At 69.9% G+C, this 18,184-nt stretch carries 14 protein-coding genes and 1 rRNA gene; 12 read left to right on the top strand and 3 right to left on the bottom strand.

Translation table 11 applies throughout. From position 1 onward, the window contains the following. The 7 genes from rrf to mnhG all read left to right on the top strand — a co-directional run. Positions 1-110, top strand: a 5S ribosomal RNA gene (gene rrf / locus J4H92_RS08755); the annotation flags it as partial. Between the two features lie 140 nt (positions 111-250). Continuing rightward, complete coding sequence (locus J4H92_RS08750; protein WP_341783045.1) at positions 251-3,175, top strand: Na+/H+ antiporter subunit A; 2,925 nt, start codon at positions 251-253, stop codon at positions 3,173-3,175. Beyond that, the gene (locus J4H92_RS08745; RefSeq protein ID WP_208097788.1) at positions 3,172-3,684 is read left to right on the top strand and encodes a Na(+)/H(+) antiporter subunit C; all 513 of its coding nucleotides are present in this window, start codon (positions 3,172-3,174) and stop codon (positions 3,682-3,684) included. Before J4H92_RS08750 ends, J4H92_RS08745 begins: the two co-directional genes overlap by 4 nt. Next, positions 3,681-5,384 carry a Na+/H+ antiporter subunit D gene (locus J4H92_RS08740; RefSeq protein WP_208097787.1) on the top strand — a complete coding sequence of 568 codons (1,704 nt, stop codon included), beginning with the start codon at positions 3,681-3,683 and terminating at the stop codon, positions 5,382-5,384. Before J4H92_RS08745 ends, J4H92_RS08740 begins: the two co-directional genes overlap by 4 nt. Continuing rightward, positions 5,381-5,920, top strand: coding sequence for a Na+/H+ antiporter subunit E (locus J4H92_RS08735; protein ID WP_208097786.1), 540 nt, complete (start codon positions 5,381-5,383; stop codon positions 5,918-5,920). Before J4H92_RS08740 ends, J4H92_RS08735 begins: the two co-directional genes overlap by 4 nt. Then, positions 5,917-6,315, top strand: coding sequence for an MrpF/PhaF family protein (locus tag J4H92_RS08730; RefSeq protein WP_243752150.1), 399 nt, complete (start codon positions 5,917-5,919; stop codon positions 6,313-6,315). The genes J4H92_RS08735 and J4H92_RS08730 overlap by 4 nt, the downstream gene beginning before the upstream one ends. After that, positions 6,308-6,694: a monovalent cation/H(+) antiporter subunit G gene (gene mnhG, locus J4H92_RS08725; protein WP_208097785.1), complete on the top strand. Its 387-nt coding sequence runs from the start codon at positions 6,308-6,310 to the stop codon at positions 6,692-6,694. Before J4H92_RS08730 ends, mnhG begins: the two co-directional genes overlap by 8 nt. A 13-nt stretch (positions 6,695-6,707) precedes the next feature. On the opposite strand, the gene J4H92_RS08720 is transcribed toward mnhG, so the two are convergent. After that, complete coding sequence (locus tag J4H92_RS08720) at positions 6,708-8,228, bottom strand: amino acid permease (protein WP_208097784.1); 1,521 nt, start codon at positions 8,226-8,228, stop codon at positions 6,708-6,710. Positions 8,229-8,351: 123 nt separating this feature from the next. Beyond that, complete coding sequence (gene aceB, locus J4H92_RS08715) at positions 8,352-9,956, bottom strand: malate synthase A (RefSeq protein WP_341783047.1); 1,605 nt, start codon at positions 9,954-9,956, stop codon at positions 8,352-8,354. Between the two features lie 219 nt (positions 9,957-10,175). On the opposite strand from aceB, the gene J4H92_RS08710 reads away from it, so the two are divergent. From J4H92_RS08710 to J4H92_RS08695, 4 genes are all read left to right on the top strand, one after another. Beyond that, complete coding sequence (locus J4H92_RS08710; RefSeq protein WP_208097782.1) at positions 10,176-11,669, top strand: helix-turn-helix domain-containing protein; 1,494 nt, start codon at positions 10,176-10,178, stop codon at positions 11,667-11,669. 109 nt (positions 11,670-11,778) lie between these two features. Beyond that, the gene (locus J4H92_RS08705) at positions 11,779-12,255 is read left to right on the top strand and encodes an FHA domain-containing protein (RefSeq protein ID WP_424960865.1); all 477 of its coding nucleotides are present in this window, start codon (positions 11,779-11,781) and stop codon (positions 12,253-12,255) included. 1 nt (position 12,256) lies between these two features. Continuing rightward, positions 12,257-12,934 (top strand): transcriptional regulator FtsR, encoded by a 678-nt coding sequence (gene ftsR, locus J4H92_RS08700; RefSeq protein WP_208097781.1) that lies wholly within the window; start codon positions 12,257-12,259, stop codon positions 12,932-12,934. Between the two features lie 138 nt (positions 12,935-13,072). Then, positions 13,073-13,633 carry a MerR family transcriptional regulator gene (locus J4H92_RS08695; protein WP_208097780.1) on the top strand — a complete coding sequence of 187 codons (561 nt, stop codon included), beginning with the start codon at positions 13,073-13,075 and terminating at the stop codon, positions 13,631-13,633. A gap of 45 nt (positions 13,634-13,678) precedes the next feature. Here the strand turns inward: J4H92_RS08695 and J4H92_RS08690 are convergent, their stop codons facing one another. Beyond that, the gene (locus J4H92_RS08690) at positions 13,679-14,584 is read right to left on the bottom strand and encodes an AAA family ATPase (RefSeq protein ID WP_208097779.1); all 906 of its coding nucleotides are present in this window, start codon (positions 14,582-14,584) and stop codon (positions 13,679-13,681) included. A 193-nt stretch (positions 14,585-14,777) separates the two neighbouring features. Here J4H92_RS08690 and J4H92_RS08685 point away from each other — a divergent pair, with 193 nt between their 5' ends. After that, positions 14,778-18,182, top strand: coding sequence for a pyruvate carboxylase (locus J4H92_RS08685; protein WP_208097778.1), 3,405 nt, complete (start codon positions 14,778-14,780; stop codon positions 18,180-18,182). Positions 18,183-18,184: the final 2 nt, after the last annotated feature.

Genomic DNA, 18,184 nt, shown 5'->3' with positions numbered 1-18,184 from the left:
GTTATAGCGTCAGGGAAACGCCCGGTCACATTCCGAACCCGGAAGCTAAGGCTGACAGCGCCGATGGTACTGCACTCGGGAGGGTGTGGGAGAGTAGGACACCGCCGAACCCCCTTCACAGAAAAGGGCCGGTCTCGATCACGAGGCCGGCCCTTTTTCATGCCCCCGCCGACTTTCCGTCTCGCAGGCCGCCTCCGATAAGATGTTCGGGAGCCCCCATGGGGCGGGACGGAGGTTGCGAATGGGGATGATGACGACCCTGCTGGTCGCGCTCTCCACCCTCGCACTCCTCGCCTACCCGCTGATCCGCCGATTCGGCCGCAACGTCTTCGTGCTGTTGGCGCTCGCCCTCGGCGCCGCGTTCGTGATCTTCGCCGTCCAGGGACCCGCGATCGGAAGCGGCGAGATCCTCCTCGAGTCGGTCGACTGGGTGCCCCAACTCGACCTCGCCCTCACCTTCCGCCTCGACACCGTCTCCTGGATGTTCGCGCTGCTGGTCACGGGAGCCGGCGCGCTGATCCTGCTCTACTGCCGCAACTACTTCGAGGACGGAGAGGACGGCCTCTCCCGCTTCGGCAGCGTCTTCATCGGCTTCGCCGCCAGCATGCTCGGCCTGGTGATCGCTGACAACGTCTACCTGATGTTCGTGTTCTGGGAGGCGACCACGGTCTTCTCCTTCCTCCTGATCGGGCACGCCGGAAAGCAGCGCACGAGCCGTTCGGCGGCCCTCCAGGCGCTGATGGTCACCACGTTCGGCGGCCTCGCCATGCTGGTGGGCCTCGTCATCCTCGCCACCGCGGCCGGCACGCCGAACCTCAGCGAGATCATCGCGGGCCCGCCCACGGGCACGCTCGCGACGGTCGCCGTCTACCTGCTGCTCGCCGGCGCGCTCTCCAAGAGCGCGATCTTCCCGTTCCACTTCTGGCTGCCCGGCGCGATGGCCGCGCCCACGCCCGTCAGCGCCTATCTGCACGCGGCGGCGATGGTCAAGGCCGGCATCTACCTCATCGCGCGCCTTGGGCCCGGCTTCGGCGACGTACCGGGCTACCGCGAGACCCTGGTGGTGCTCGGGGCGATCACGATGCTGAGCGGAGGCATTCGCGCGCTCAAGCAGTTCGATATCAAACTCATCGTGGCGCACGGCACCGTCAGCCAGCTCGGCCTTCTGGTCATGGTGCTCGGCGTCGCCGATCCCCGCACCCAGGTAGCCGGGCTCGCCCTGCTCTTCGCCCACGCCATCGCGAAGGCCCCGCTGTTCCTCGCAGTCGGCATCATCGACCACTGCGCCGGTACGCGCGACCTGCGCAAGCTGAGCGGGCTCGGCAGGCAGCTGCCCATGCTCGCGGCGGTCACCGCCCTCGCCTCGGCCAGCATGGCGGGGCTGCCGCCGCTGATCGGGTTCGTGGCCAAGGAGTCCGCCTTCACCGAGCTCATCGCGGTGGGCGCCGAGCGTCCGATCGCGGTGCTGGCCTTCGCCGCCGTGCTCCTCGGGAGCGTGCTCACCGTCGCCTACATGGTTCGCTTCCTCTGGGGCGCCTTCGCCACGAAGCCGGGGACGCAGCGGTGCACCATGCTCCACCGCGATGCGCCCTCGATCCTCATCGCGCCCGCGGTGTTCGTGGTGCTCGTCATCGCAGGCGGAGTCGCAGCGCCCCTGCTCGACCCGTGGATCCAGCGCGCCGCAGGCCCGACCGCGGATCCCGCGGAGCACCTGGCGCTCTGGCACGGCCTCACCCCGGCGCTCTGGGCCTCGCTCGGCGTGCTCGCGCTCGGCGCGCTGCTCGCCTGGGCGCTGATCCGTCGCTCGTCCGCCCCCGTGTTCTCATTGCCCGAACGCTTCTCGGCCTCCCATGCCTACTGGCTGCTGACGCACTGGATCGACGTGCTCGCCGTCCGGCTGACCGCGCTCACCCAGCGAGGATCGCTGCCGTTCTACCTCGCGGTGATCCTGGCCGTCATGGTCTCAGCACTCGGGGGGACTCTGATCCTCAGCGAGAGCCTGCCCGATCAGCTCGTGCTGACCAGCTCCCCGGCTCAGCTGAGCATCGCCGTGGTGATGATCGCCGCCGCCGTGTTCGCGCTGCGCGCGCGCACGCGGTTCCAGGCCGTCGTGCTGGTGGGCGTCACCGGCTACGGCATGGCGGCGATCTTCGCCCTCCACGGCGCTCCCGATCTCGCGCTCACCCAGGCGCTCGTCGAGACGGTCACACTGATCGCCTTCATCCTGGTCATCCGTCGGCTGCCCCAGCACATCGGGGTGCGCGCGACGAGGAGCCGGCGCTTGATCCGGGCACTGATCGGCACCGGCGTCGGCGTCGTGCTCGGGCTGCTCGCCTTGATATCGCTGGGAGCGCGCGTGGCAGATCCGATCTCGCTGAACATGCCGGAACTGGCATATGAAGGAGGGCACGGTGCGAACGTCGTCAACGTGATGCTCGTGGACATCCGCGGCTGGGACACCCTCGGCGAGCTCTCGGTCATCCTCGCCGCCGCCACGGGCGTCGCCTCGCTCGTCTTCCTCAGCACGCGCGTCGACACCATGCCCAAGCTGACGCGCCGGGCGGCGCGCTCCCAGGTGAACGAGATCCTGCGCCGCGTCGAGGATCCGAACGATCCCGCGCAGCGCCGCACCTGGCTGCTCGCCGGGCGCAACCTCGACCCTTCCCGACGCTCAATCCTGCTGGAGGTCGTGGTGCGCCTCACCTTCCACGCCCTGATCCTCCTCTCCTTCTACCTCCTGCTCACGGGCCACAACACGCCGGGCGGCGGCTTCGCCGGAGGTCTCGTCGCGGGGCTCGCGCTCGTCGCCCGCTACCTCACCGGCGGCCGGCACGAGCTCGGCGCGACCGTGCCCATCGACGCCGGGCGGATCCTGGGGGCGGGCCTGGCCATCGCGGCCACGACCGCGGTGCTGCCCCTCTTCTTCGGCCAGTCGGCGCTGGCCTCGGCCTGGATCGATCTCGACCTGGGCCCGCTCGGAGTGGTGCCGATCGTCACCTCCACCTTCTTCGACATCGGCGTGTACCTGGTGGTCTTCGGTCTCGTCCTCGACGTGCTGCGCAGTCTGGGCGCGGAGATCGACGAGCAGGAGGAGAAGGATCTCGGGGGAGATCAGGCGGACGCCGAACCGACCCCCGCGCCGACCGTCGACCTCGGACCGGGAGGTGCCCGATGACGATGCCGCTCGCGCTGGTCGCCGTGATGGTCGTGCTCTACGCCGGGGGCGTCTATCTGCTGCTGGACCGCAGCCTCACGCGCGTCCTGCTCGGCTTCCTGCTCGTCGGGAACGCCACCAATCTGCTGCTCTTCCTCACGAGCGGGTCGTTCGGCGCCGCGCCGCTCTACGGCACCGCCGAGCCTGAGGAGATGAGCGACCCCCTGCCGCAGGCGTTCATCCTGACCAGCATCGTCATCACCTTCGGCGTGAGCGCGTTCATCCTCGCGCTGATCTACCGCGCCTGGCGCCTCGCGCGGAGCAGCGAGGACGCGGTGCAGGACGACGAGCAGGACGCCGCGCTCACCGCGGCCGAGTCCCTCACGACCGAGGAGGTCACCGACGAGGAGCTGGCCTCCACTCCCGAGTTCCCCGACGACTCTGACGACGACGACTCTGACGACGACTCCGCCGACGGCGCCGGTGAGCCCGGCCCGGCCGGAGGCGTCGGCGAGGGGGCGCGCTCATGACCGCGCTCGTGCCGCTCGTCGTCCTCATCCCGCTGCTCGGCGCGGCGCTCGCGATGGCGCTGCCCGGCCGTCGCCGCGCGCAGCAGGCGATCACCCTGAGCGCCCTGACGGCGATCCTGCTGCTCGCGGTCGCCTTCATGTGGGCCGTCGACGTCTACGGAACGCTCGTCATGCAGGTCGGCGGCTGGGCGGCGCCGTTCGGGATCTCGCTCGTGGTCGACCGGCTGAGCGCCCTGATGCTGGCCGTGTCGGCGCTGGTGCTGCTGGGCGTGCTGCTGTTCTCCCTCGGGCAGGGCCTCGCGGACGGCGACGAGGAGACCCCGGTCTCGATCTACTACCCGACCTATCTCGTCCTCGGCGCGGGCGTCTGCAACGCCTTCATCGCGGGCGATCTCTTCAACCTCTACGTGGGCTTCGAGATCCTGCTCGTGGCCAGCTACGTGCTGATCACGCTGGGCGGCACGGGCCCCCGCATCCGCGCGGGCATCACCTACGTCGTGGTGTCGCTGGTCTCGTCGATCCTCTTCCTCGCGTCGATCGGTCTCGTCTACGCGGCCACCGGCACCGTGAACATGGCCCAGCTGAGCGTTCGGCTGGCCGAGATCCCCCTCGACGTGCAGGTGCTGCTGAACATCGCGCTGCTCATCGCGTTCGGGATCAAGGCCGCGGTGTTCCCGCTCGCCTTCTGGCTGCCGGACTCGTACCCGACCGCACCGGCGCCGGTTACCGCGGTGTTCGCGGGTCTGCTCACCAAGGTGGGCGTCTACGCGATGATCCGCACCCAGACGCTGCTGTTCCCCGACAGTCGGCTCGGCGACGTGCTGATGGTGGTGGCGGCGCTCACGCTGCTGGTCGGCATCCTCGGAGCCATATCGCAGCTCGACATCAAGCGATTGCTCTCCTTCACGCTGATCAGCCACATCGGCTATCTGGTCTTCGGTCTCGCCATGGCCAGCAGCGCCGGCTACGCCGCCACCATCTACTACATCGCCCACCACATCATCGTGCAGACGACGCTGTTCCTCGCGGTGGGGCTCATCGAGCGCGAGGGCGGCACCACCTCGCTCACGCAGCTCGGCGGCATGCTGCGGGCGTCTCCGGTCATCGCGGTCCTGTTCTTCATCCCGATGCTCAATCTGGGCGGCATTCCGCCCTTCTCGGGGTTCATCGGCAAACTCGGCCTGTTCACGTCGGCGGCCGAGCTCGCGACCCCGGCCGCCTACTGGCTCATGGGCGTCGGCGCGCTCGTCTCGCTGCTGACGCTGTATGCGCTCGCCCGGGCCTGGAGCCTGGCGTTCTGGCGCAGCCGAGCCGCGGCCCTGGGCGGCCCGAACGCCCCGAAGCCGCCGACGACCGAGGCGCTCCTGCTGGAGGGCCGCGAGACCGCGCTGCTCGAGCAGTTGCACGACGCGCCGCATGCGCAGCCCCGTCAGGAGCAGCGCGACACGCCTCGGCTGATGTATGCCGCGACGGCGGGGATGGTGGCGGTCAGCGTCGGGCTGACGATCTTCGCCGGACCCCTCTACGCCTACTCCGCGCGAGCCGGAGAGGCCCTCACCGAGCCCGGGCAGCTGGTCTCCCGCATCCTCGGGGGCGAGAGCCAGGGCGGCGAGCGCGATGGCGCGCCCGGCAGCGGCAGCGGCCGAACCGCGCTCGACGACGCCGGAGACGTCGCGGACGAGGGAGGAGCGGGCGAATGAGGCGCCACCGTTTCGAACCCGTCGTGCACCTGCACGAGCTGCCGCTCCTGATGGGACTGGTGGTGACCTGGATGGCGCTCTGGCGCGAGGTCTCGCTGCTCTCGCTGCTGAGCGGCCTGCTCGTCTCGGTGATCGCGATGCGCCTGTTCTATCTGCCTCCGGTGGAGGTGGCCGGGAGGCTCAACCTCTGGTGGGCGTTCCGCTATCTCGTCTACTTCATCTGGCACCTGGCCGCGGCCTCCTTCCAGGTGGCCTGGCTGGCGATACGGCCGGGGAGCCCGCCGAAGACGTCGATCATCGCGGTGCGCCTGCGCACGCGCAGCGACTTCCTGCTCACCATGGTGGCGCTCACCGTCTCGCTCATCCCGGGATCCGTGGTGGCCGAGGTCGACCGCTTCCGGTCGACCCTGTATCTGCACGTGCTCAACACGCCGACGCAGAAGGAGATCCGCGGCGCGCGCAGCGCGGCTCGCCGCATCGAGGAGATGCTGATCCGCGCCGTCGGCTCGCGCGAAGAGGTGGAGGCGCTGAGATGAACGACCCGGTCACGTTCCACTCCCTGGTCACGATCGCGGTCATCGCGGGACTGACCGCCACCGCGCTCTGCGCCGTGGTGCGCATCGTACGCGGCCCCACCATCCTCGACCGGATGATCGCCGGCGACGTCCTCCTCACGACGCTGATGCTCACCGTCGGCTCCGACATGGTGCTGCGCGGACACACGGACGGGATCGCGCTGATGACCGTGATCGCCGCGACGGCGGTGCTGGCGACCGTCGTGGTGGCGCGCTACGTGCGTCGTCGTGCGCGGCTGCCGGAGCCGGACGACGGCGTGGTGCTGCCGGGGGATCGCGAAGCGCGCAACCGCTCGACGCCGCCCGGCGGCGGCGAGGCGCGCTCGCAGAGCGGGCGGGGAGGCAGCCGTGCTTGACCAGATACTCGACACCGTGTCCCTCGTCTGCGTGCTCGGCGCCACGGGCTTCTCGATCGCGGCGGGGGTCGGCCTGCTGCGCTTCCCGGACGCGCTCAGCCGCCTGCACGCCGCGACCAAGCCGCAGGTGTTCGGCCTGCTGCTGATCATCGCGGCGGTCGCGCTCGAGAACCGCTCGCTCCCGACGATGCTGGCGCTTCTGCCGGTCTTCGTCTTCCAGTCGCTCACCGCGCCCATCGCGGCGCACATGGTGGGTCGCGCCGCCTATCGCGCCGGGCAGTTCGACACCGACACGCTCGTCGTCGACGAGCTCGGCCCCGCGGTCGAGCGCAGCGAGTCCCGCGGGGAGGGCGCGGACCGCCCCGAGCGCGGCCGCTGAAGCGCCGGAGCCCTTACTCGTCCGGCACCAGCACCGGCGTGTCGCGGTTCAGGCTCTCGCCGCGGAAGAAGACGCGGGAGCCGGGGCGGAGCCACCACACCCCCATGAGGACGAAGCCGACGAGGATCGCCCCGATACCGATCACGAAGGCCCCGCCCACGCCGAGCAGCACCGTCTCGCTGTAGTCGGTGCTCCACATGTCGATCGCCGACTGCACGAAGGCGTAGCCGAGCAGGAGTCCCCCGAGGGCCGGGAGGATTCCGCGCATCCACAGATTGCGCGCGCTGTCGCGCAGGGTGCCGCGGAAGTACCAGACGCAGGCGAACGAGGTGATGGCGTAGTACAGGGCCACGGCGAGGCCCATCGAGGTGAGCGAGTCGGCGAGCATGTCCTCGGAGAGGATCGACATGCCCACGTAGTAGAGGATCGCGGCGACGCCCATCACGGTGGTGGAGAACCACGGGGTCTTGAACTTCGGGTGCAGTTCGGCGAACTTCGCGGGGAGCGCACGGTAGACGGCCATCGAGAGGGTGCCGCGCGCGGTCGGGAGGATCGTCGTCTGCGTCGAAGAGGCCGCCGAGAGCATGACGCCGAGCAGCAGGAACCATCCCCAGGGCCCGAAGAGGGCGCCGCCGAGCACGGTGAAGACGTCGTCGAGGTTCGTCTCGTTGGTGAGGCCGTAGCCGGTGTCTCCGAAGCCCGCGAACATCATGACCGCGACGGAGACGCCGACGTAGAGGATGATGAGCACGGCGATGCTCGAGAGCGCCGCGCGCCCGGGCGTCTTGCGCGGGTTCTTGGTCTCCTCGTTGAGCGCCAGGCAGGTGTCCCAGCCCCAGTAGATGAACAGCGCGAGCAGGACGGCCTCCATGAAGCCGGACCAGGACGAGAGCTCCGCCGGGTTGAACCAGTTCCAGTCGAAGGCCACGGACCCGGCGTTGCTCCCGTCGAGCGCGTGGACGAGGGCGAGCACGCCGAAGAGCACCATCGCCGCGATCTGGATCGTCATGAGCACCATCTGCAGCCGCTCGCCGATCTGGACCCCGATCGTGCTGACGAAGGTCATCACCGCCATGAAGACGACCGACGTCGCGACCACGATCACCCGGTTGTCGGCGAACTCCTCGTTGCCGAGCAGCAGCCAGAAGTACTGGCCCGAGATCTCTCCGACGTTGGCGAGCACCATGACCGAGGCCACGGCGACGGACCAGCCGCCGATCCACCCGATGACGGGCCCGAACGCCTTCGTGCCCCAGACGAACGTGGTGCCGCAGTCGGGCATCTCCCGATTGAGCTCCTGATAGGCGAAGGCGGCGAAGACCATGGGGACGCAGGCCACGATGAACACGAGCGGCGCCTGCGCGCCGATCGCGACGATCACATAGCCGAGCGTGGCGGCGAGCGAGTAGAGGGGAGCGGTCGAGGCGAGGCCGATCACGGTCGAGCCGACCACGCCGAGCGCGCCCTGGTTGAGGCCCTTGCCGACGTGGAGGTGACCCGTGTCGGTCGCATTGTCGAGGGTCTTCTTCGTCACGTTGGCCTCCTCCTCGAGGGAGGCGCGCGGAGCGGCTCCGCGCGCCGCCGATCAGCTCGGTAGAGACCAATATACGTGAGCGCGGGGCGGGCCGTACGCCCGACCCGCGCTCACGCCGGTGGCTCAGGCGTCCACGAGGTAGCGGCTGTACGCCGGGACGGTCAGGAAGGTGGGGAAGTGGTCTCCGAGCGCCACGTCCTCGAAGAGCGAGACCGCGTCGTCGTATCGGTCCCCCTCGAAGCGGGCGAAGCCCGCGAGGGTCTCGTCCACGAGGCGGCGCACCCAGTCCCGGGTGATCCGGGTGCCCTCGGCGGTGACCTGATCCTGGTGGATCCACTGCCAGATCTGCGAACGGCTGATCTCGGCCGTCGCCGCATCCTCCATCAGGTTGTCGATCGCGACCGCGCCCAGGCCGCGCAGCCAGGCCTCGATGTAGCGGATCGCCACCGACACGTTGTCCCGCACCCCGGCCTCCGTGATCTCGCGACCGATGCGCACGTCGAGCAGCTCCGCTGCGGTCACGCGGACGTCGTCGCGCTGCCGGTCGACCTGGTTCGGGCGGTCGCCGAGCACGGCGTCGAACTCGGCCCGCGCGACCGGGATCAGATCCGGGTGCGCCACCCAGGTGCCGTCGAAGCCGTCGTTCGCCTCGCGATGCTTGTCGGCGCGCACCTTCTCCTCCGCCCGGGCGGTCACCTCGGGGTCGCGGCGATTCGGGATGAAGGCGCTCATGCCGCCGATCGCGTGCGCGCCGCGCTTGTGGCAGGTCTGCACCAGAAGCTCGGTGTAGGCGCGCATGAACGGCACCGTCATCGTCACCTCGCTGCGATCCGGGAGCACGAAGCGCGCGCCGCGGCCGCGGTAGTTCTTGATGATCGAGAAGATGTAGTCCCAGCGGCCCGCATTGAGCCCCGCGATGTGGTCCTTCATCGCGTAGAGGATCTCCTCCATCTCGAAGGCCGCCGGCAGGGTCTCGATGAGCACCGTGGCGCGGATCGTCCCGTGTCCGATGCCGAGGTACTCCTCGGTGAACGAGAAGACCTCGTCCCAGAGCTTCGCCTCCTCGCTCGACTCGAGCTTGGCGATGTAGAAGTACGGCCCGCGCCCGTTCGCGATGAGCTGCTCGGCGTTGTGGAACGCGTAGAGCCCGAAATCGACGAGGCTGCCCGAGGCGGCCCCCGACTGCCCTTGCGCGTCGGTGAAGCGGATGTGCTTCTCGACGAGGTGCCAGCCGCGGGGACGCATCACGATCGTCGGCGTGCGCTCGGCGGTCACCTCGTAGTGCTTCTCCGGCGCGGACCCGGACGCCGGGCTCGTGTAGCTGAGCTGCCCGCGGATCGCATCGTAGAGCGAGAGCTGCCCGCCGATCACGTTGCGCCAGGTGGGGCTCGTCGCGTCCTCCTGGTCGGCCAGCCAGACGCGGGCGCCGGAGTTCAGGGCGTTGATGGTCATCTTGGGGTCGGTCGGGCCGGTGATCTCGACCCGGCGATCCTCGAGGCCCGGTCCCGGTCCCGCGACCCGCCACTCCGAATCCTCGCGGATCGCGCGGGTGTCCTCGCGGAACTGCGGATCGCGGCCGTTGCCGATCTCGTAGCGCCGCCGCTGCCGGTCCGCGAGACGATCGTGCCGCTGCCCGGCGAAGCGGTGATGCAGCTCGTTGAGGAAGGTCAGGGCCTCGGGGGTCAGGATCTCTTCGGCCCGGTCGATCTCCGGGCCGAAGACCTCGATGCGCGCGGCGTGCGCGGCGCCGGCCGGTTGAGCGACGACGGGTGCGGTGGTGGTCACGGTGAGCCTCCCTCGGAATGGATGATCGGAGTCGAAGACCCGGATCAATCGGTGTTGTTCTCCATCCTGGGACTGCTACGCCGCCACTCGAGGCTGTTTCCGGGGTGAAATTACCGAGGATTTCTGTTTGCCGAAATTTCGGGAAGCTGTCACCATGGTGGGATGACTCTCACCCACGCTGACGCGTCCCGCGCCGCACCGACGCGAACCGACACCGCCGAGGCCGACGCCGGCGATGCCCTCCTGCTCGGGCGCAGGGTGCGCGAGCGCCGGATCCAGCTCGGGCTCAAGCTCGAGCAGCTGGCCCGATCGGTCGACCGCGCGCCCTCTCAGATCTCGGCGATCGAGAACGGCAAGCGCGAGCCGAGTCTCCCGGTGCTGCGCGCGCTCGCCGACGCCCTCGAGTGCACCGTGGACGAGCTGCTGATCCCGGAGGCGCCGAGCCGCCGCGCCGCGCTCGAGATCGCCGTGGAGCGCGCGCAGCGGGGCGCGGTGTTCAGCTCGCTCGGGATCCAGCCGATCCGCGTCTCGAAGGCGACGCCGGACGACACGCTGCAGGCGATCCTGGGGCTGCATCAGGAGGTGGAGCGCCTGCACCGCGAGCGCGCGGCCACGCCGGAGGAGGCGCGACGGGCCAACACTGAGCTGCGGGCCGAGATGCGGGTGCGCGGCAACTACTTCTCGGAACTCGAGGAGGCCGCGACCGAGCTGCTCGCCATGGAGGAGTACGCGCGCGGCCCGGTCTCGCAGCAGTCCATCTCGAACATCGCCGAGAAGCTCGGATTCAGCCTCCACTACGTCGGCGACATGCCGCACTCGACCAGATCGGTCATCGACCGCCGCAACGGCCGGATCTATCTGGGCGCGAATCTTCCCTCGCGGGATGCGCGGGCCCCGATCCTGCGCGCGCTCGCGAGCCTGATCTGCAAGCACGAGGAACCGAGCAGCTACGGCGAGTTCCTGCGGCAGCGGGTCGAGGCGAACTACATCGCCGGCGCCGTGCTGCTCCCGGAGCGGGCTGCGGTGGAGTATCTGAGCGAGGCGAAGAAGCAGCGGCGGATCTCGATGGAGGACCTGCGCGACGCGTTCGGCGTCTCGTACGAGATGGCCGCTCATCGCTTCACGAATCTGGCGACCCGGCATCTCGATCTCGACGTGCACTTCATGAAGGTGCACGAGTCCGGCACCCTCATCAAGGCCTATGAGAACGACGGGGTGCGCTTCCCCTCCGACGCGCTGGGGAACCTGGAGGGGGCGATGGTCTGCCGCAACTGGACCGCGCGCACCGTCTTCGGCCAGCCGGATCGTTTCAACCCCTGGTACCAGTACACGGACATGATCTCCGGCGGCACCTACTGGTGCACCTCCCGGGTCGAGAAGGCGAAGGAGGGGGAGTACTCGGTCAGCGTCGGCGTGGCCTTCGACGCGGTCAAGTGGTTCCGCGGCCGCGAGACCCCGCATCGCTCCCAGTCGTTCTGCCCCGACGAGAGCTGTTGCCGCCGCGCGAGCGACGAGCTGACGAGGAAGTGGGAGGCCTCGGCGTGGCCCGAGGCGGCGACGCCGACGAGCCTGCTCGCCGCACTGCCGACCGGCACCTTCCCCGGAGTCGACGCCCACGAGGTGTACGACTTCCTCGAAGCCCACGAGCGCTCCTGAGCGCGGCGCGCGAGCGGGATCTCGGCGAACTCCGGGATGCGTCTTGTCGTGGGCTGCGGTAACGTAGAACGAAGGCCCAAGAGGCCGGACAACGCATACGAGCAGAAGAGTGAGTAACGACGTGAACGCCGAGGAACAGGCTCATCGCCCGGGTGACACCGAAGCGCGCGCCACCCAGCAGTTCCGGGAGGACCTCGGCGCTCTGGTGCGTTCCCGCACGACCGATCTCTCGGTCGACGAGCGGGAGGCCGTGAGCGCTCTCCCGTCCGGAGCCGCCCTGCTCGTCGTGCGCCGCGGACCGGATCTCGGGGCACGGTTCCTGCTCGATCAGGACGTCACCGTCGCCGGACGTCATCCCGCGGTCGACATCTTCCTCGACGACGTCACGGTCTCGCGCAGGCACGCCGAGTTCGGGCGGAGCGGGACCGCCTTCTCCGTTCGCGACCTCGGATCTCTGAACGGGACGTTCGTGGACGGGCATCGCATCGACGCCGGTCACGATCTCGAGGACGGAGCCGAGGTCCAGGTGGGCAAGTTCAAGTTCACGTTCTTCGCCTCCCGCTTCGATCTCCCGGATCAGGTGTGACGTGGCGCCGCGCACGGCCCGGGCCCCGGGCGAGAGCGGGCTTTTCAGCATCGGCCAGGTTCTCGCCCTCCTGCAGGGCGACTTCGGCGACCTGAGCCCCTCGAAACTGCGCTTCCTCGAAGAGCAGGGGTTGATCGCGCCCGAGCGCTCGAAGTCCGGGTACCGCAAGTTCTCTCAGGCGCACGTCGAGCGGCTGCGCCTGATCCTCACGCTGCAGCGCGATCACTACCTGCCGCTCAGGGTGATCGCCGAGGTGCTCGCCGAGATCGATCAGGGCCGCGATCCGGTGATCCCCGGCGCCGGCCCGCGCAGCGCCTCGAGCATCCTCTCGCCGCGACGCGTGCTCGGCCGTGAGGAACTGCAGCGGCAGACCGGCGCGGCGTCCAGATTCATCGGCGAGGCCATCGCCGCGGGGCTCCTGCCCGCGGCGGAGGTGTTCCCGCATGACAGCATCGCCGAGGTGACGGCGCTGATGAAGCTGGCCGAGCACGGGATCACCCCGCGGCATCTCCGAGCCATGCGCGTGGCCGCGGAGCGGGACGCGGAGCTCGTGGAGCAGGCGGTGGAGGCGCGGGGAGCCGCCAGCGGCAGCCCGAGCGGGGCGGAGGACGCGCTGGAGCTGGCCGCGCTGCTCGAGACCGTGCGCGGCGGAGTGGTCAGGCGCAAGCTCGGCCGGTAGGCGCGGGTCGGGCGGGGCTCGCGAGCGGACGGCCCGGACGCGACACGCCTAAAGTTTTAGTTGAAGGTTAATTGCTCGGGAGTGCATCCGGGGCTAACGTTGAGGGAGCCCGACCGGCTCGGGACGAGGAGAATCGTGATGGAGGGTGTCTTGTCACCGTCGAATGACGCACCGCAGCAGGAACCCCTCTTCGTCGACGGGCTGCCCCAGCCGAACAAGGACGGCGGCTTCAAGGGCGCGGTCGCCGCGCGGGCGGCGGGCATCAGCTATCGGCAGCTCGACTACTGGGCGCGCACCGGCCTGGTCGAGCCGACGGTCCAGGGGGCGAAGGGCTCCGGCTCGCAGCGTCTCTACGGCTTCCGCGATATCCTCGTGCTCAAACTCGTGAAGCGGCTCCTCGACACGGGGATCTCGTTGCAGCAGATCCGCACGGCGGTCGCGCAGCTGCACGAGGCCGGGGTGCACGACCTCGCTCAGACCACCCTGATGAGCGACGGCGCCAGCGTGTACCTCTGCACCTCCAACGACGAGGTGATCGACCTGGTCAGCCGAGGACAGGGCGTCTTCGGGATCGCGGTCGGCAAGGTGCTGCGCGAGGTGGAGACCTCGCTCGTCGACATGGACGAGCACCGCGGGGACTCGGCCGGCAGCGAGGTCGACGAGCTCGCGGTGCGGCGCGAGGCCCGCAAGACCGGCTGAGCGCCCGCCGTCCGGGACCGAGCCCCGCAGCCCGGGGCCGAGCGCCTAGCGTTCGGGCTTGGCGTCGCCCGAGGCCGTGTCGTCGCGCGTGAGATCCAAGCCGTCTTCGGGCATGACAGTGCCCGGCTCGGGTCGCACCGATCCCGCGGCCGCGGCGGGCGCGTCGATCCCCGCCCCGCTCAGCACCTGATCCAGCACACGGTCGAAGTATCCCGCCATCTCCTGCGCCGCCTCTCCCGGCCACATGTGCACCGGCTTCGCGGCGCCCTGGGCCTGCTGCAGCGACGGGCGCTCCGGCAGCTGAGGATCCAGCACCAGCGGACCGAACATCTCGCGGAGCTCGCGGATCCGGAACTGATGCTCCATCGATTGCGAGCGCACGCGGTTGATGACGATCCCGCTCGGCTGCAGACGCGGGCTCAGCCCGAGACGCACCTCCTCGATCGCCCGCAGCGCGCGATCCGCCGCGGATACGGCGAAGAGGCCGGGCTCGGTCACCACGAGCACCTGGTCGCTGGCCGCCCAGGCCGTGCGGGTGAGCGCGTTGAGGGAGGGGGAGCAGTCGACGATCACGAGATCGTAGTCGGCCTCGACGCTCGCGAGCGCCTCCTCCAGCTTCCAGATCTCCCGGACGGACGGGTGCGGGCCGTCAAAATTGATGGCCGACGGGCTTCCGACCAGCAGGTCGATGGTGCCGCTCTCGTGATGCTTGCTCCAGCCGCTGCGGGCGATCGCGGAGCGGACCGTGCGCTCGCGCGGATCCTCGAGCACGTTCGAGATGTTCGCGTATTCCTCGGGATTCACGTCCATACCGGTGGAGACGTCCGATTGCGGATCGAGATCCACCACGAGGGTGCGAAGCCCCCGGGAGAACGAGGCCGAGGCGAGGCCGAGCGCAACAGTCGTCTTGCCGACACCGCCCTTGAGCGAGCTCACACTGAGTACATGCACGACAAAGAGTCTAGTCCTCGCGCTGCGAATCCGCTCCAATCGTCATGTGAAGACGACCGCCGCGCGGGGAGAGGGCGCGCGGCCGAGCACGGGATGGAGATCGCGAAGCGCCGTGCACGATAGGATGAATCCTGGGCAGAACTCGTTTGATATCGGTGTGTGAATGGTCGTGTGCGACTGGCGAAGGAGCCTCATGTTCGAGAAGGTGTTGGTGGCGAATCGTGGGGAGATCGCGATTCGCGCGTTTCGCGCGGCTCATGAGTTGGGCGTCCGGACGGTCGCGGTGTTCCCATTCGAGGATCGGAACTCGCTGCATCGGCTGAAGGCGGATGAGGCGTATCTGATCGGGACCGAGGGTCATCCGGTGCGTGCGTATCTGGACGTGTCGGAGATCGTGCGGGTGGCGACGGAGTCGGGCGCGGATGCGATCTATCCGGGCTACGGGTTCCTGTCGGAGAACCCGGGGCTGGCTCAGGCGGCCGAGGCTGCGGGGATACGGTTCATCGGCCCGGGCACGCGCGCGCTGGAGATGGCGGGGAACAAGGTCGCGGCGAAGGAGCACGCGATCGCGGCCGGGGTGCCGGTGCTGGCGTCGACGGCGCCGTCGACGGACGTGGACGAGTTGATCGCTGGGGCGCGGGAGATCGGGTTCCCGGTGTTCGCGAAGGCGGTCGCCGGCGGCGGCGGGCGCGGGATGCGGCGCGTGGAGCGCGAGGAGGATCTGCGCGAGGCGCTGGAGTCGGCGATGCGGGAGGCCGAGTCGGCGTTCGGCGACGCGACCATGTTCATCGAGCAGGCGGTGCTGCGTCCGCGTCATATCGAGGTGCAGGTTCTGGCGGATCGGACGGGTGCGACGGTGCATCTGTTCGAGCGGGACTGCTCGGTGCAGCGGCGGCATCAGAAGGTCGTGGAGATCGCTCCGGCGCCGAATCTCGACCCTGCGGTGCGGGACGCGCTGACGCGGGATGCGGTGGCGTTCGCGGAGTCGATCGGATACGAGAACGCCGGAACGGTGGAGTTCCTGCTCGACACCGAGGGCCCTCGGGCGGGTCAGCACGTGTTCATCGAGATGAATCCGCGGATCCAGGTGGAGCACACGGTGACCGAGGAGGTCACGGATGTGGATCTGGTGCAGGCGCAGATGCGGATCGCCGCTGGCGAGACGCTCGAGGAGCTCGGGCTGACGCAGGATCGGATCCAGTTGCGGGGCGCGGCGCTGCAGTGCCGGATCACGACGGAGGATCCGGCGCAGGGCTTCCGCCCGGATCTGGGGCGCATCACCGCGTACCGCTCGCCGGGCGGCGGCGGGGTGCGCCTGGACGGCGGCACGATCAACCCGGGCGCGCACATCAGCCCGCACTTCGATTCGATGCTCGCGAAGCTGACGTGCCGAGGCCGTGATTTCGAGGCCGCCGTGGTGCGGGCGAGGCGGGCGCTCGCGGAGTTCCGCATCCGCGGCGTCGCCACGAACATCCCGTTCCTGCAGGCCGTGCTCGATGATCCGGATTTCCGCGCGGGCGACGTGTCGACGGCGTTCATCGAGGAGCGGCCCGGCCTGCTGAAGCTGAACAAGCCGAAGGATCGCGCGACGCGGATGCTGCAGTACCTGGCGGACGTGACGGTCAACCAGCCCCACGGCGCGAGGCCGTCGGCGGCCGAGCCGGCGCTCAAGCTCCCGGTGGTCGATCTCGCGTCCGGTCCCCGGCCCGGGGGCCGGGAGCGGCTGCTGGAGCTCGGGCCGGACGGGTATGCGCGGGCGCTGCGGGAGCAGACCGCGCTGGCGGTGACCGAGACCACGTTCCGCGACGCCCATCAGAGCCTGCTGGCGACACGGGTGCGGAGCAAGGACCTGGTCGCGGTCGCGCCGCACGTGGCGCGGCTCACCCCCGAGCTCTGGTCGGTGGAGGCCTGGGGCGGCGCCACCTACGACGTGGCGCTGCGGTTCCTGGGCGAGGATCCGTGGGAGCGCCTGGCGGCGCTGCGGGAGGCGATGCCGAACGTTCCGATCCAGATGCTGCTGAGGGGCCAGAACACGGTCGGGTACACGCCGTACCCGCCGCAGGTGGCCGAGGCGTTCGTGCGCGAGGCCGCCGCCACGGGGGTCGACGTGTTCCGCATCTTCGACGCGCTCAACGACGTCGCCCAGATGCGGGTCGCGATCGACGCGGTGCGCGAGACGGGCACCGCGGTGGCCGAGGTGGCGCTGTGCTACACGGGGAACCTGCTGTCGCCCGCGGAGGACAAGTACACGCTGGACTACTATCTGGCCCTCGCCGAGCGCATCGTCGACGCGGGCGCGCACGTGCTCGCGATCAAGGACATGGCCGGCCTGCTGCGCCCGCAGGCGGCCGCGAAGCTCGTGACCGCGCTGCGGGAGCGATTCGAGCTGCCCGTCCATCTCCACACGCACGACACGCCGGGGGGCCAGTTGGCGACGCTGCTGGCCGCGTCGGCGGCCGGGGTGGACGCGGTGGACGCGGCGTCCGCGCCGATGTCGGGCACGACCTCGCAGCCGTCGCTGTCCGCACTGGTCTCGGCGCTCGCGGACACGGAGCGCGACACCGGGATCGACCCCGGGGCGGTGTACGCCCTGGAGCCGTACTGGGACGCGGTGCGGGTGGCCTACCGGCCGTTCGAGTCCGGGCTGCCGTCGCCGACCGGCCGGGTGTACACGCACGAGATCCCGGGCGGGCAGCTGTCGAACCTCAGGCAGCAGGCGATCGCGCTGGGGCTCGCGGAGAACTTCGAGAAGATCGAGGACATGTACGCCGCGGCCGACCGGATCCTGGGCCGGATCCCGAAGGTGACGCCGTCGTCGAAGGTCGTCGGCGATCTCGCGCTGCACCTCGCTGCGGTGGACGCGGACCCGGAGGATTTCGAGGCGCATCCGGAGCGGTACGACATCCCGGATTCGGTGGTCGGGTTCCTCGCGGGCGAGCTGGGGGAGATCCCCGGCGGCTGGCCGGAGCCGTTCCGCAGCCGGGTGCTCGCCAGCCGTCGCCCCTCGATCGAGGTCGCCGACGTCGCCGAGGCGGACGCGGCCCTGCTGCAGGGGTCGAGCCAGGAGCGGCGGGACGCCCTGAACCGGCTGCTGTTCCCGGGACCCACGGCGGAGTTCCTCGACGCGCGGGCTCGGTTCGGCGACCTGTCGATCCTCGATACCGGCGACTATCTCTACGGGCTCGAGGCGGGCGCGGAGCACGCGGTCGACCTGTCGAAGGGGGTGCGCCTCTACGTCGGGCTCGAAGCGATCGGCGAGGCCGACGACAAGGGCGTGCGCACCGTCATGGTGCGCGTGAACGGGCAGTTGCGGCCGGTGTTCGTGAAGGACCAGTCGGTCCGGGTCACCGTGGCGCAGGCGGAGAAGGCCGATCGCACGGTTCCCGGGCAGGTCGCGGCGCCCTTCTCGGGCACGGTCACGGTGAAGGTGCGGGCGGGCGACCGGATCGCCGCCGGCGACACGGTCGCCTCGATCGAGGCGATGAAGATGGAGGCGGCGATCACCGCCCCCGTGGCCGGGACCGTGCAGCGCGTCGCCTTCGAGGGCACCAGATCCGTCGAGGCCGGCGACCTGGTCCTCGTCATCGAGGAGGACTGAAC

Source organism: Leucobacter weissii, assembly GCF_017565745.1.
Taxonomy (GTDB): domain Bacteria; phylum Actinomycetota; class Actinomycetes; order Actinomycetales; family Microbacteriaceae; genus Leucobacter; species Leucobacter weissii.
Note: the sequence above shows the minus strand (reverse complement) of the source record. Positions and strands in the feature narration are given on the sequence as shown.